The sequence below is a fragment of the Chryseobacterium sp. MEBOG07 genome, from assembly GCF_021869745.1.
Classification (GTDB): Bacteria; Bacteroidota; Bacteroidia; order Flavobacteriales; family Weeksellaceae; genus Chryseobacterium; species Chryseobacterium viscerum.
Window position 1 is genome coordinate 91,471 of record NZ_CP084579.1, and the last position, 13,158, is coordinate 104,628.

Consider the following 13,158-nt stretch of genomic DNA (forward strand, 5'->3'; position numbering starts at 1 on the left):
TTAATACCTTTGAAGCATGAATATCGAACGTATCAGACAGCCTTTCATTGAGAAATTCCCTGGTGATTTCTCAAACAATTCTATGCAGAGAAATACTCCAAAGGTTTTATTTGCCACCACTAAACCTGCTGGCTTTGACAAACCTGAACTGATTGCTTTTAATGAAGCTTTATCAGAAGAAATAGGATTGGGGAAATTTGAAGATAAGGACCTGAATTTCCTGGTAGGAAGTAACCTTCCTGAAAACGTTCAAACCTATGCTACAGCCTATGCAGGACATCAGTTTGGAAATTGGGCAGGCCAACTTGGAGATGGAAGAGCGATCCTTGCAGGTGAAATTACCAATGAAGCCGGCAAAAAGACAGAAATTCAATGGAAGGGTGCAGGAGCCACACCCTACTCCAGACATGCTGATGGAAGAGCCGTATTAAGATCTTCAGTACGGGAATACCTGATGAGCGAAGCCATGTATCATTTAGGAGTACCTACAACCAGAGCGCTTAGCCTGGCATTTACAGGAGAGGATGTGATGCGCGATATTATGTATAGCGGAAATCCACAACTTGAAAAAGGTGCCGCAGTCATCAGAACGGCTGAAAGTTTTATACGCTTTGGACATTTTGAATTGATGTCTGCCCAAAGAGAATATAACACTTTACAGGATCTTGCCGATTTTACCATTGAAAACTATTTTCCGGAGGTTACATCTACCGACAGTCAGAAATACAGAGACTTTTTTGAAAGCATCTGCACCCGGACTGCCGATATGATCGTGGAATGGTTCAGAGTGGGGTTTGTACATGGAGTTATGAATACAGATAATATGTCTATTCTCGGATTAACGATTGATTACGGGCCTTATTCTATGATGGATGAATATGATTTGAATTTCACGCCCAATACAACCGACCTACCCGGAAGAAGATATGCATTCGGAAAACAGGGACAGATTGCTCAGTGGAATCTCTGGCAGCTTGCCAATGCCCTTCACCCATTAATTAAAGATGAAAAATTTTTAGAAGACACCTTGAATAGTTTTGGAACATATTTCTGGGAAGCCCATGATCAAATGCTTTGTAAAAAATTTGGGTTTGATCAACTTCAAAAAGAGGATGAGGAGTTCTTCACCAATTGGCAGGGATTAATGCAGGAACTTCAGTTAGACTATACCTTGTTTTTCACTCAACTGGAAAAAATAACTCCGGATACCGATATAAAAGAACACTTTAAAGACGTCTCTTATGTTGCCATTAATGAAGAAAAACTTTTAAAACTTACCAGCTTTATAAAGAACTACGAAGCAAGATTAAGCTTAAACTCTATTTCAAGAGAAGATTCTTTAGCGATGATGAAAAAAACAAACCCCAAGTTTATTCTTAGAAATTATCTCCTTTACGAATGCATTGAAGAGATCAGTAATGGTAAAAGAGAAATGCTTGAAAAACTCACCAAAGCATTAGAATCTCCTTATCAGGAAATACATCCTGAGTTCTCCGTCAAAAGACCATCCGGCTATGATGACACAGCAGGATGTTCTACACTTTCATGCAGTTCTTAAAAAATTAACAACAAAAAATACACTTATCTAGTATATTTTCAACATATTAAATATTTTCACTACATTTAGAAAAATCTTTAATATGAAAAAAATTGTATTTTCTCTAGCATTGGCATCATGCTTTTACAGCAATGCCCAAACCTTGCTTTCGGAAAGTTTCGAAGGAGCGACATTTCCCCCAACAGGATGGACCAGGTCTAATACAAACGCGACAAGGGCCTGGGATTTAACCAATGCTGTTTTTATCGGGACTTCCGCAAATTCTCTCGAGTTAAAAGCAAGATTTACTATTCTCGGAAACAATTCTGCTACTATTGACTGGGTCTCCGGAGCCAATACTGCGAATCTTGTAAGTCCGGCATTCAGCTTAGTCGGAGCGACAAGCCCCATCTTCAGCTTCAAAGTAAAAGTAGGCTGGGGATATATGATAAGCTTGAACAAAGGTAACCTGGTAGCACAGATCTCAACAGATGGAGGAACCAACTGGACTACCCTCTGGAATGAAGACAGTGAACCCGCTTTTACCGACGATGGTGACGGAAATATAGACACCGACCTTTACAACACTGTTATTGTACAGAAAAGTCTTAGCACCTATATTGGACAAGCTAATGTAAAAGTAAGGTTCCAATATGTTGCCAATGATGCTGATGCCGTTTCAATTGATGATGTAGTGGTTGTTGCCAACGGAGTTCTCGGCACCAATGAAATTTCAAAAACAAAGGCAAACAATCTTTCTGTTTATCCTAATCCTTCAAAAGGAGAAGTCAATATTAAGTCTGATAAAAAAATCAAATCAACATCCGTGATTGATATGTCAGGAAAAACCATTAAGGTGAGCGATTACGGAAATACAGATATTTCTTCACTTCCAAAAGGAACCTATCTGTTGAAAGTAGATTTCTCAGATGGAACTTCCACCACAGAAAAAGTGATCAAACAATAACAACGTTTATACAATCTTTATACAACCACCAATTTTGGTGGTTTTTTATTTTACTTTTGCAAAAAATTTGACACGTGTCTTTTATCAAAACAAAAATCATCAGTTTCCTTAAACTAGTTTTCCCTTCCACCTATACCGAGCTGGCTGTTTTCCTGTTTTTCATTACCTGCTATGGAATTCTAGGTTCCTATATTGCCATTCATTACAGAATCATATTTGACAGCAGAATACCGTGGGATGCTTATTTTAGCTTTGATAACAAATCTATCCTTATGACTGGAGGAAGCTTTGAAAGACACCCGCTATCCTATTACTTTTTCAACTGGGTAAGAGAATTTTCATTATTCATTTCAGGCGGAAAAATGGATGTGAACTTCAGACTCACCCTCGCATGGCTTAGCAACATTATTATCAGCTTGAATATTATTCAGGTTTTCAAATACTTAAAGAATATCATCTCTCTTCCACTGTGGTTAAACGTTTTGATCATTCTATTCTTTGGAACATTTTCAACCAATATCATCCTATCCTTTACTCCGGAAAATTTCACGTATACCTTATTTTTATTATCCTTATACAATCATTATGCGGCGATAAAACTAAGGAAAGAAGAAAAAACACCTGCTGCAGCTCTTACTCTTGCAGGAATTACCATTGGAGGGCTTACCATTACCAATTTTGTAAAAGTTTTCATTCCCCTTCTTTTTGAAAAAAATCTTTTCAGAGACTGGAAAAAATTCGGAAATGCTGTAATCAGAGTAGCTATAGCCACCATTTGCTTTATACTCCTTTACCTGAACAGAATAGATTTCAAATACCAGACTATCTTTTCTAAAACAAACCAGCAATATGAGAAGTTTTCCAATGTAGAATCTATTCCGACATGGGATATGATTAGCTCATTTTTTTTCGGAGGCAATATTCTTTTCCCAGGATTCATTCTTTCGGACAAACATAATATGAAAGGATTCGATTTCAAGGGCCTTTACATGGATGTTTATTCTTCAGTTTTCCCTTACCTTTTTATAGCGGTATTATTAGCCCTTATAAGTTGGAGTTATTTTAAAAATTTTAAAAATAAATGGGTTCAGGTTATTACTCTTTCATTCATTGTTGACATTGTCATTCATTGTGTTATGAGATTCGGACTTCATACATCATACATCTACGGAGGACACTTTGTTTTTGTATATCCTCTTCTCATAGGATGGCTTTTTTATGCATACAGATCATCACCAAAAACACTCTCATTTTTAACATTGACAGTAGCCATATTGTTTGTTTATCTTCTGGCCAATAATCTATTTAGAATGTCAGAATTTTTCTGGTTTATGGAAACTTATTACCAATAAAAAAGCCGAGAAATTTTCTCGGCTTTTTGTTTATTTTAAAAAGAATCTCTTCTATTTTGCTTCTGCACAGAAAATCCTGTACTGTACTGGTACTGCAGATTTGAAGTACTCTCTTATTTTTGAAAGATCTCCCGCAGCACTTTGTTTAGTGAAATAACTTCCCGCCAAAATTTTATAATTCGGTCTTAAAGAAGCATCCGTTTCTACTTTCAGATTAGGAAATCTTTTTCTGAAATAAGACTTCACTTCGTTGGCCTCTTCATTACTTTTTACTGTTGTAATCTGAATTTTAAATCCTAAAATTCTTGGATTTTTCTTACAAATTTCAGCATTGGTAAGTTCCCTGTTTGGAATATAAATTTTGGGAGGCTTCGTAATTGTCCCTGTAGAAATTCCACTATCAATATTCGTAATATCTTTAGAAGAATTATTGGTGACAACTTTAGAACACTTTCCTTCGATTCCTTCCAAAGCAGCATTTATTTTGGAGTCCATTGTCATGACAAGCTCTGTTCCTGAAAGAGTGTCCTTCTTAACAACCTGCTGTGCTTCAATATTATAAAACCAAAACAATGATAATATCGAAAATATTTTAATCAAATTTCTCATTTAAACTTGTTTGCGCAAATTTATACAAATTAAAAAACTATACCAAACTAGTTATTTAGAATCAATACAAATTAAACGTAAATGATATTTTCCCTTTTGGATATACCGTTAAATTCCTGTTAAAAATATTATTTTTGCGGAATTGATTGAATGTTCAATAATTTACTAACATAAGATAATTTAAATGATTAGTTGGAGAAAGCATTATAAAAAAACGTTGATTGCAATAGGTTTATTGTTATCAACCAGTGCTTCATTTTACGGGCAAGACGGCGATCCTAAAAACGGAGAGAAACTTTTCAAAGCGAATTGTACTGCATGTCACGCGCTGGACAAACAAGTTGTTGGACCACCATTGAAGGGGGTTGTGGAACGAGTAAAGACAGAAGGTGGTGTAGACAAAGATTGGCTTCACAAGTGGATCAAAGACAACAAAGCTCTTAGAGCTTCTGGGGATAAATACGCCAATGAGATTTTTGAAAAGTTTAACAAGACTGAAATGCAGGTCTTTCCAAATCTTACAGATAAGGATATTGACGACATTTTAGCTTTCACGACTAATCCTCCTGCTCCGGAAGAGAAAAAGCCGGAAGCAACAACTGCAACTGACGCTGCTGCGGCAGCTCCTGCAGACAAAACTACTACAAACATAGTAATCATTTCACTTTTAGCGATCGCAGGTTTACTGGTTTGGATCTTAGTTAAACTAAGACAATTGGTAACTTTAGGTCAGTCTGAAGAATTAGCAGGACTCAACGAAACAAGAGTTCGTTCGTTCAGTGAAATGTATGAGAAGTTCCACTTTATTGGTAAGGGCTTATTAGCTATTCTGGCTATTTTAGCGGCTTATGGAGTATGGAACTGGTTAATGTGGATTGGGGTTTATAAAGGGTACAAACCTGAACAGCCTATCTACTTCTCTCACAAGATTCACGCTGGAGAACAGAAAATTGACTGTCAATTGTGTCACTCTAGTGCTAAATACGGAAAAGTATCTGAGATTCCTTCTATGAACGTTTGTATGAACTGTCACAGAACAATTTCTGAATACAACAAAGATCACTACATGGAGCCAGGAAAAGACAAGGCTTTCTATGACGGAGAAATCCAGAAGATCTACGCTGCAACAGGTTGGGATGCTGCTAAACAACAGTACACAGGAAAAACACAGCCGGTTGAATGGACAAGAATCCACAACATGCCAGATTTCGTATACTTCAACCACTCTCAGCACGTAGTAGCAGGTGAACAAGCGATCATCAATTCTTTCAACAAAAAGAATCCTAACAACAAAATTGACGTTGTATGTAAAGCTTGTCACGGTAAAATTGATACAATGAATGTTGTTCAGATGGCTAATGACTTTACTATGGGATGGTGTATTGAATGTCACAGAACGACTGAGGTTGATATGAACAACGGTTATAATAAAGAGTACTTCAAAAATCTACACGACAAGTTGAAAAAACAATATCCACAAGATGGAGGTAAGATCACTGTAGATGCAATTGGAGGTCTTGAGTGTGGTAAATGTCATTATTAATAACTAAAAAATTAGAAGTATAAATGGCTTCAAACAAAATACAATTCAGAAGTATTCATGAACTTAAAGACCCAGCTTTAAATGGTAAGCTGGCTCTTAAAGAGTTTCAGGAAGAAATTCCGGTAGAAGATTTCCTTGGAGATGCTGAACAAAACGGATCAAGTACTTCAAGAAGAGATTTCCTTAAATTATTAGGATTCTCTACAGCAGCAGTAACATTAGCTGCCTGCGAAGCTCCGGTAATCAAAACAATCCCTTACGTGGTAAAACCACATGATATTATTCCAGGGGTTCCTAACTATTACGCATCAACATATTTTGACGGTTTCGATTTCGCTAGTGTTTTAGTAAAAACCCGTGAAGGGAGACCCATCAAAATTGATCCAAACCCAGCTGCTGGTGATTTAGGAAAAACAAACGCAAGAGCTCAGGCAAGTGTACTTTCTCTTTATGACAATGATAAAGTAAAGCAGCCTAAACTAGACGGTAAAGACGAAACTTTCGATAAAGTAGACAGTTTTGTTCTTAAAGGTCTGGAAGAAGCTAAAGCGTCAGGTAAAAAGATTGTGCTTTTATCACACTCTTTTGCTTCACCTACTTTCAAAAAGCTATTTGCTGAGTTTAAGTCTAAATATCCTACAGCAGAATTAGTAACTTATGATGCTTTCCCTTATTCTGCAGCTCTAGATGCTGCTCAGGAAGTATTCGGACAGAGAGCATTACCTGTTTATGACCTTAAAGGTTCTGAACTAGTAGTTTCTTTCCAGGCTGATTTCTTAGGGGATTATAACGCTTCAAGCTTAGAAACATCTTATGCAGCAGCTAGAAAGCCTGGTCAAAACATGTTGAGACACATCCAAGTGGAATCTAACATGTCATTAACTGGTGCTAACTCTGACTCAAGATATAGATTAAAACCAAGTGCTGTAAACAAAACTTTAGTTGAAGTTTACAACGCAATCGTAGGTGGCGGTACTACTGATAAGACTGCTACTGAAATTGCTAACGAACTTAAAGCAAAAGGAAGCAAAGCTGTTGTTTTAGCTGACGGTTCTAAAGGAGCACAGGTTTTAGCACACTTAATCAACCAAAAATTAGGATCAGTAGCTTTCACAGGTAAAGCAAACTTCCTTAAAGAATTTGATAAAGCAAGATACCAGGAATTCTTAGGATGGGTAAATGCAGGTCAGGTTGGCGTATTAATCGCAAACAACGTAGACCCTATCTACTCTCATCCAAAAGGTGAAGATTTCAAAAAATCTTTATCAAAAGTTTCTTATGTAATTGCTGTAGCTGATAAGAAAAATGAAATGTACAAAGCAGCGAAAGCTGTAATTCCAGTGGCAAACTGGCTAGAGTCTTGGGGAGATATCGAACCACAGACTGGTGTATATTCATTAATGCAGCCTACGATCCAGAAGATCTACAAATCAAGACAGATTGAAGAGTCTCTATTGGTTTGGAAGAACGGTAAAAACAATGCAGCAAATAATTACTATGATTATTTAAAATCAAGTGCAGCTTCTATCTTAGGTGCTACTTCTTTCAACAAAGCATTGTACAACGGTATTACTACTTCTAATAATGCAACAACATTAGCTTATGCAGGTGGAAACGCTGCTCAGGCTGTTGCTGAACTAGGAAACTTCAAAGCTTCTGAATTAGAATTGGTATTATATACTAAGACTTCAATGGGAGATGGTACACAATCTAACAACCCTTGGTTGCAGGAGTTACCAGATCCATTGACAAGAATGTCTTGGGATAACTACTTAACAATTTCTCCTAAAGATGCAGAGAAATTTGCAATTGATAACGATCTTAATGCAAGAATGCAGTTGGATGGTTCTATTGTAAACCTTACTGTAAACGGAGTAACAATAAAAGATGTTCCTGTATTTATTCAACCTGGTCAGGCAGAAGGATCTGTAGGTCTTGCACTTGGTTATGGTAAGAAAAACTCAGGAGCAACTGCAGATACAGGGGTAAACGCTTATCCTTTATTTGACGGTTCTAATCTTGCTGTTTCAGGTGTTAAAATTGAAAAAACAGGAGAAGACCACGAATTTGCAGGTATCCAGCTTCAAAATACATTAATGGGTCGTTATGAAATCGCTAAAGAAGTTCCTTTGGCTGAGTTCATCTCTGTTCCTTTTGATGATGAGCACAAAGGATGGAACAAGCCTTTGGAATACCACACAATCAGTGGAGCTCTTCCAGCAAGAAAAATTGACCTTTGGGATGCTTTCGATGATACAGATGGACCTCACTTCAACTTATCAATCGACTTGAACTCTTGTACAGGTTGTGGAGCATGTGTAATTGCTTGTCAGGCTGAAAACAACGTTCCTGTAGTAGGTAAAGAAGAGGTAAGAATGTCTAGAGATATGTATTGGTTAAGAATTGACCGTTACTATTCTTCAAGACAGAAAGTAGAAGTATACGAAGGATTGAAAGAAGGAATGGCTGTACCAGAATTGTACGGTACTGCTTTCGGAGACGGAGGTGCATTGAACCACCCTGCAGACAATCCGGATGTAATCTTCCAACCAGTAATGTGTCAGCACTGTAACCACGCTCCTTGTGAAACTGTATGTCCGGTAGCGGCTACTTCACACGGTAAGCAAGGTCAAAACCATATGGCTTACAACAGATGTATCGGTACAAGATATTGTGCAAACAACTGTCCGTACAAAGTAAGACGTTTCAACTGGTTTACGTATAACCTAAATGATAAGTTCGATTTCAACATGAACAACGATTTAGGAAGAATGGTACTTAACCCAGACGTAGTTGTAAGAACTAGAGGGGTAATGGAGAAATGTTCAATGTGTATCCAAGAAACTCAGGCTACTATTTTAGCAGCTAAGAGAGAGAACAGAAAAGTAACAGATACAGAGTTCAAGAACTCTTGTGCTTGTGCTGCTGCTTGTTCTACTGGAGCAATGACTTTCGGAGACATGAATGATAAAGAGTCTGAAGTTAGAGAATTGTATTCTAGCAACAGAAGATATTATTTACTAGAGGAGATCGGAACAAAACCAAATGTGTTCTATCATACTAAAGTAAGAAACAGAGTAGAAAAATAAAGTTTAAATAATAAATAGGTAAAAAATGTCAGGACATTACGAAGCTCCGATAAGGGAACCTCTAATTATTGGTCACAAAACTTATCACGATATCACAGAAGATATTGCACGACCTATCGAAGAAAGAGCAGGTAAATTATGGTGGATCTCATTATATGCTGCGCTAGTTCTCTTTCTCTATGGATTCGGCTGTATCGCTTATACTATCGGGACAGGTATTGGAGCATGGGGGCTTAACAGAACTATTAACTGGGGTTGGGACATCACCAACTTTGTATGGTGGGTAGGTATCGGTCACGCCGGAACCTTAATCTCAGCAGTATTATTATTATTTAGACAGAGATGGAGAATGTCTGTAAACAGATCTGCAGAGGCGATGACGATCTTTGCGGTTGTACAGGCAGCAATCTTCCCTGTAATTCACATGGGTAGAGTTTGGGTTGGATACTGGGTATTCCCTTTACCAAACCAATTCGGTTCTCTTTGGGGGAACTTCAACTCTCCTCTACTTTGGGACGTATTTGCGATCTCTACGTATTTCTCAGTATCAACTGTATTCTGGTTCATGGGATTAATCCCTGACTTTGCAATGATCAGAGATAGAGCTAAAACTCCTTGGACGAAGAAAATCTATACATTCCTAGCATTCGGTTGGGGTGGTAAAGCAAAACACTGGCAGAGATTCGAAGAGCTTTCTTTGGTTCTTGCAGGTTTGGCAACTCCCCTTGTATTCTCGGTACACACAACCGTATCTTTTGACTTCGCAACTTCAGTTATTAAAGGATGGCACTCTACAATCTACCCTCCTTACTTCGTAGCTGGTGCGATCTTCTCAGGATTCGCAATGGTACAGACTCTATTGTTGATTGCTAGAAAAGTGTGTCACTTAGAAGAATACATCACAATGTATCATATCGAAATTATGAACATCGTAATCGTTCTTACAGGTGGTATGGTAACGGTAGCTTATGCTACTGAATATTTCATCGGATGGTATTCAGGATCTAGATTTGAAGATTTCACATATCTTTCTCCAGGTGCTGCAGTAGGACCTTACTGGTGGGCATTCTGGGCGCTAATTACTTGTAACTTGATTGTTCCTGCATTATTCTGGTTCAAGAGAGTAAGAACAAATATTATTGCTACATTTATTATCGCGTTAATTATTAACATCGGTATGTGGTTTGAGCGTTTTGATATCATCGTTATCAACCTTTCAAGAGATTACTTACCAGGATCTTGGACTATGTTTAAGCCAACGATCATTGATGTGGGTGTATATTTAGGAACAATCGGATTCTTCTCTGTATTATTCTTACTATACGCAAGAACATTCCCTGTAATTGCACAGGCTGAATTAAAATCGATTCTGAAAATTTCAGGTGAAACTTATAAAGCAAAAGAAGGAGATGAGCACCACTAAAATTGTATACGGACTTTATGCTGACGACGACGATTTAATGAACGGCGTTAAAGCATTCAACGATAAAGGAATCGCAATAAACGAGGTTTACACTCCGTTTCCGGTTCACGGACTAGACAAAGCTTTAGGGTTAAAGAAAACTAGAATTTCTGATGCTGCTTTCTTCTATGCTCTTTATGGTGTTACTATCGGTGCTACGGTTACCTGGTATGTAATGAATCATGACTGGCCTCAGAATATTGGTGGTAAACCAGCTTTTGACTGGGCTCACAACATGCCAGCATTCGTAGTTCCTATGTTTGAATTAATGGTATTCTGTGCTGCTCACATGATGTCTCTAACTTTCTTAGTTAGAAACAAAATGTATCCAGGGTCTCCAGCTCAGAACCCAGATCCAAGAACTACCGATGATAAATTCATGATGGAATTTGTAACTGAAGATGTAGAATCTGTAAAGCAGTTGCTTATTGAAACTGGAGTTGAAGAAATAACTGTTAAAGACGCTTAAAATGAAAAAGAATGTATTAAAAATTACAGCAGTTTTAGGTTTAACAACAGTTTTACTTAACTCTTGCGGTCCAAAAGAAAATACACCACTGGTATACTTCCCGGATATGTATTTTCCGGTAGCTTATGATCCATTGATGAAAGCGCAGGATGCTTATTCAGATCATGAAAATGAAATTCCCGCTTTTGTTAAAAATAATGGTGCAACAGGTCTTTCTCCCGTAGAAGGATCAGTTCCTCAGAATAAAGACGGAGTTTTTGAAGAAAGTTTATTACCAAAGAATGTTGACCAGTACAACGCAGGATATGATGCTTCTAAAAAGCTTAATGTTTCTCCTCTAAACCCAGCGAATGCTGCTAAGGATATTGAAAGAGGAAAAGTATTGTTTGATCATACTTGTGCTGCATGTCACGGAACAGGAGGTGATGGACAAGGACCTATCGTACAAAGTGGAGCATTCTCCGGAGTGCCAAACTATGCTGACAGAGAAATTACTGTAGGATCTGTTCATTATGTATTAACAAACGGTAGAAATGCAATGGGATCTTATGCGGGACAATTGAACGCAGGAGACAGATGGAGAGTAGCAATGTATGTGATGAGTGCTTTCAAAAAAGGAGCAGCAGCACCGGCAGCAGCTACAGCGGCGGCACCAGCAAAAACTGAAACGACTACCGAAACTAAAAAATAAGAAAAGAAATGTATAGTTTTTCACCAAAATTAAAATCAACTTCTATAATACTTCTTGTTGTAGGTTTAGTTCTTTTCGGTATTGGTTTCTTTTTGAACAAAGGAATTTCTACTGAGAAAATAGAACAAATGATGGAAGCTGTTCATGCTTCAGGTCACGACGCTCCTACACACTCAAGTGAAATGGTGGGACCTCAGGATCACGCAGCTCATTTAGAGCATACTGAGCTTCAGGTTCACAACCAGCCATTGGCATCGCTGCACTTTGTAGCTGTCTTTTTCTTTGGAGTAAGTTGCGCTGTACTGTTTTTCTACTGTATTCAGCACGCAGCTCACGCAGGATGGCCGATTATCATCACAAGAGTAATGGAAGCCATCGCTTCTTATATTCCTTATGGAGGTGCTATCTTGATTATCATGATGATCTTAAACATCACTCATAATGGTCATTTATTCCACTGGATGGACCCTGAATTGACAAACCCGGATTCTCCGCATTTTGATGTGATCTTATTCGAAAAGAAAAGATTCTTAAATATTCCTTTCTATGCTATCAGAACGATCATCTATGTAGCAGGTGCTTCTTTCTTCGCATGGAAATTGAAAGCTCAGTCTAAAAAAGTAGATGAGACTAAATCTAAAGTTGAATATCAATTCCTTTACAGATGGGCAGTAGGATATATTGCATTCTTCGGATTTGCTTCTGCAGCTTGGGCTTGGGACTGGTTGATGTCTATTGACCCTCACTGGTATTCTACAATGTATATCTGGTATTCAATGGTTAGCTGCCTTTCAAGTGGTATTGCTGTAATCATTCTATTAAGTGTTTATCTTAAGAAAAATGGTTTCTTACCACAGTTCAATGACAACCACTTACACGATTTAGGAGTTTTCCTTTTCGCAACAAGTATGCTTTGGACATATACATGGTTTGCACAGTTCATGCTATACTGGTATGCAAACGTTCCGGAAGAGGTAAATTACTTCTTCGGAAGATTCCAACACTATGGTACTACATTCTTACCAATGCTGATTGTAAACTTCTTATTACCATTATTGGTACTAGTGAGCAGCAGCATCAAGAGAAATTACAAAGTAGTAACAATAATGGCGGTTGTAGTTATTTTAGGTCACCTTTTAGATTACTTCAATATGGTAATGCCGGGAACGGTAGGGCCATACTGGAAAACTCCTGAAGTGTTCTTATTAATTGTTGGAGCTGTATTATTTGTTGGAGGATTGTTTATGTTTACTGTACTTTCAGCTTTATCTAAACTGAAGTTGATCCCTACAGGAAACCCTTACCTACACGAATCTGAAATTTATGAGTATCCTTTCTAAGGACTTGTAACAAAATAAAATTATAAAAGACTGATTGTTAAACAATCAGTCTTTTTTTTGCATATTAATCACCAGGCAACCATTCTGAACTTTTTGCGT

Annotated in this window: 10 protein-coding genes; 9 read left to right on the forward strand and 1 reads right to left on the reverse strand. The window is 37.7% G+C overall.

The features are described from left to right. The first annotated feature begins 16 nt into the window (after positions 1–16). From LF886_RS00400 to LF886_RS00410, 3 genes are all read left to right on the forward strand, one after another. A complete protein-coding gene (locus LF886_RS00400) occupies positions 17–1,558 on the forward strand; it encodes a protein adenylyltransferase SelO (protein ID WP_236852160.1) in 1,542 nt (513 codons plus the stop codon). Positions 1,559–1,640: 82 nt separating this feature from the next. Then, complete coding sequence (locus tag LF886_RS00405; protein ID WP_236852161.1) at positions 1,641–2,504, forward strand: T9SS type A sorting domain-containing protein; 864 nt, start codon at positions 1,641–1,643, stop codon at positions 2,502–2,504. Between the two features lie 74 nt (positions 2,505–2,578). Further along, positions 2,579–3,856 carry a DUF6080 domain-containing protein gene (locus tag LF886_RS00410; RefSeq protein WP_236852162.1) on the forward strand — a complete coding sequence of 426 codons (1,278 nt, stop codon included), beginning with the start codon at positions 2,579–2,581 and terminating at the stop codon, positions 3,854–3,856. 51 nt (positions 3,857–3,907) lie between these two features. Here LF886_RS00410 and LF886_RS00415 read toward each other — a convergent pair whose 3' ends face one another. Then, the gene (locus LF886_RS00415; RefSeq protein WP_103232296.1) at positions 3,908–4,465 is read right to left on the reverse strand and encodes a sporulation protein; all 558 of its coding nucleotides are present in this window, start codon (positions 4,463–4,465) and stop codon (positions 3,908–3,910) included. Positions 4,466–4,649: 184 nt separating this feature from the next. On the opposite strand from LF886_RS00415, the gene LF886_RS00420 reads away from it, so the two are divergent. Genes LF886_RS00420 through LF886_RS00445 form a run of 6 tightly spaced genes read left to right on the forward strand, consistent with a single transcriptional unit; the run spans position 4,650 to position 13,059 of the window. After that, positions 4,650–6,008 carry a c-type cytochrome gene (locus LF886_RS00420; RefSeq protein ID WP_236852163.1) on the forward strand — a complete coding sequence of 453 codons (1,359 nt, stop codon included), beginning with the start codon at positions 4,650–4,652 and terminating at the stop codon, positions 6,006–6,008. Between the two features lie 23 nt (positions 6,009–6,031). Beyond that, positions 6,032–9,097, forward strand: a complete 3,066-nt coding sequence (locus LF886_RS00425) for a TAT-variant-translocated molybdopterin oxidoreductase (protein WP_236852164.1) — start codon at positions 6,032–6,034, stop codon at positions 9,095–9,097. 25 nt (positions 9,098–9,122) lie between these two features. Beyond that, a complete protein-coding gene (gene nrfD / locus LF886_RS00430; RefSeq protein ID WP_034724187.1) occupies positions 9,123–10,520 on the forward strand; it encodes an NrfD/PsrC family molybdoenzyme membrane anchor subunit in 1,398 nt (465 codons plus the stop codon). Beyond that, on the forward strand, positions 10,507–11,028 hold the full coding sequence (locus LF886_RS00435) for a DUF3341 domain-containing protein (protein WP_236852165.1): 522 nt from the start codon (positions 10,507–10,509) through the stop codon (positions 11,026–11,028). Before nrfD ends, LF886_RS00435 begins: the two co-directional genes overlap by 14 nt. Position 11,029: 1 nt before the next feature. Continuing rightward, positions 11,030–11,719 (forward strand): c-type cytochrome, encoded by a 690-nt coding sequence (locus LF886_RS00440; protein ID WP_236852166.1) that lies wholly within the window; start codon positions 11,030–11,032, stop codon positions 11,717–11,719. 8 nt (positions 11,720–11,727) lie between these two features. Further along, positions 11,728–13,059 (forward strand): quinol:cytochrome C oxidoreductase, encoded by a 1,332-nt coding sequence (locus LF886_RS00445; protein ID WP_152289130.1) that lies wholly within the window; start codon positions 11,728–11,730, stop codon positions 13,057–13,059. Positions 13,060–13,158 lie beyond the last annotated feature (99 nt).

Bases quoted from the DNA above. Each gene is read 5' to 3' on its own strand.
- LF886_RS00400 (WP_236852160.1), top strand. From the start codon at position 17: ATGAATATCGAACGTATCAGACAGCCTTTCATTGAGAAATTCCCTGGT.
- LF886_RS00405 (WP_236852161.1), top strand. From the start codon at position 1,641: ATGAAAAAAATTGTATTTTCTCTAGCATTGGCATCATGCTTTTACAGC.
- LF886_RS00415 (WP_103232296.1), bottom strand. From the start codon at position 4,465: ATGAGAAATTTGATTAAAATATTTTCGATATTATCATTGTTTTGGTTT.
- LF886_RS00420 (WP_236852163.1), top strand. From the start codon at position 4,650: ATGATTAGTTGGAGAAAGCATTATAAAAAAACGTTGATTGCAATAGGT.
- LF886_RS00425 (WP_236852164.1), top strand. From the start codon at position 6,032: ATGGCTTCAAACAAAATACAATTCAGAAGTATTCATGAACTTAAAGAC.
- nrfD (WP_034724187.1), top strand. From the start codon at position 9,123: ATGTCAGGACATTACGAAGCTCCGATAAGGGAACCTCTAATTATTGGT.
- LF886_RS00435 (WP_236852165.1), top strand. From the start codon at position 10,507: ATGAGCACCACTAAAATTGTATACGGACTTTATGCTGACGACGACGAT.
- LF886_RS00440 (WP_236852166.1), top strand. From the start codon at position 11,030: ATGAAAAAGAATGTATTAAAAATTACAGCAGTTTTAGGTTTAACAACA.
- LF886_RS00445 (WP_152289130.1), top strand. From the start codon at position 11,728: ATGTATAGTTTTTCACCAAAATTAAAATCAACTTCTATAATACTTCTT.